The sequence below is a fragment of the Nocardioides sp. Soil796 genome (assembly GCF_001429525.1).
Classification (GTDB): Bacteria; Actinomycetota; Actinomycetes; order Propionibacteriales; family Nocardioidaceae; genus Nocardioides.
In genome coordinates this window covers 1-1,356 of the sequence record NZ_LMSQ01000008.1, presented here as the reverse complement: position 1 = coordinate 1,356, position 1,356 = coordinate 1, and the positions used below count along the sequence as shown (strand labels likewise).

The following is a 1,356-nucleotide window of genomic DNA, read 5'->3' as shown; positions in this document are numbered from 1 at the left end:
AGACATCAACTGTCACCGATGTCCAGATGCAGAATCGTCACCGATGTCCTGAGACATCACACCTTTCACCGGAATGCGTGTCACAACTCGACACCTGCATGATCGTGGTCGCTCGACGGACGCGTGCCGTGCCCGTCCACCCGTGCACGCTCCAACCAGAGCGGCACCCGGCTGCCCGCCCGAAGGGCTGAGCACCGGCCCTGTGGATGACGCCGGCAGGGCACCTCGAATCGCGGCATGCTGCCGGGATGAAATCGACGACTGGCACTGGCGCCGCGACCACGGCACCCGACTCCGACCTCGACACTCGTCGTCCCTTCACACGGGCGGACGCCCTCGCCGCGGGCATTTCCCCGCGCCAGTTGCGTGGCTCGCGCTTCCGGCGCATCTTCCGGTCGGTGCTCATCGACGCCTCGGTGGTGGTCACTCCCCACGTGCACGCCGAAGCCGCCTGGTGCGTGTTCGACCCCGAACAGTCGTTCCTCAGTCACACCTCGGCGGCCCGGATGCACGGCGTACCCATCCCGACCCTGCCCGACGAACACGTCACCGTCCTGCATCCCGACCTGCGTCGACCACGGCCCGGGATCGTCTGCCACGTGGTCTCGCAGGCCAAGGTGATCGTGCGCGACGGCATCCGGATCTCCGCACACGCACAGATGTTCGTCGAACTCTCATCCCTGCTGCCACTCGTCGATCTGGTGGTCGTCGGCGACAACCTGGTGCGCACTGGTCGGGTCACGCTGGCCGACCTGGTGAACTTCTGCGAGACCGCGCAGCTGCCGTACGCCGCCAAGGCACGTCACGCCGCCAGCCTCGTGCGCGAACGCGTGGACTCGCCGATGGAGACCCGTCTGCGCCTGCTGATCGTCCTGGCCGGACTGCCCGAGCCGCAGGTCAACCTGTCGCTGCGCACGGTCGACCGTGAGGTGGTGCGGCGCTACGACCTCAGCTATCCGGAGGTGCGGGTGATCATAGAGTACGACGGGCGCCACCACATCGAGCGCATCGACCAGTGGGAGGCAGACCTCGAGCGGCGCGAGGCGATCGACGACGACCAGTGGCGCATCCTGGTGGTCGTGGCCGCCGACATCTTCAAGCGGCCGGAGCGCACCCTGGGACGCGTCGTCCGGCTGCTGCACTCACGCCGGCTGCCGGGCCTGCCGCGCCGGCTCTCCGACGGCTGGCGCCCACACTTCCCCGGACGCTGAGACCTGCGTGACGACCGCCGGCCTCGCGGGCGCGCGACCCGGATCGTGCACGTGCATGATCGTGGTCGCCTTTTCGGCGATTGGTGTGATGTCTCAGGACATCGGTGACGATTCTGCATCTGGACATCGGTGACAGTTGATGTCT

The 1,356-nt window shown here is 67.5% G+C and carries 1 protein-coding gene; it reads left to right on the top strand.

Annotated features, from left to right (window positions below):
- Positions 1-248: 248 nt before the first annotated feature.
- A complete protein-coding gene (locus ASH02_RS03905; protein ID WP_056675442.1) occupies positions 249-1,211 on the top strand; it encodes a hypothetical protein in 963 nt (320 codons plus the stop codon).
- The last annotated feature ends 145 nt before the right edge of the window (positions 1,212-1,356 follow it).

Coding starts and splice junctions, on each gene's coding strand:
- ASH02_RS03905 (WP_056675442.1), top strand. CDS start 249: ATGAAATCGACGACTGGCACTGGCGCCGCGACCACGGCACCCGACTCC.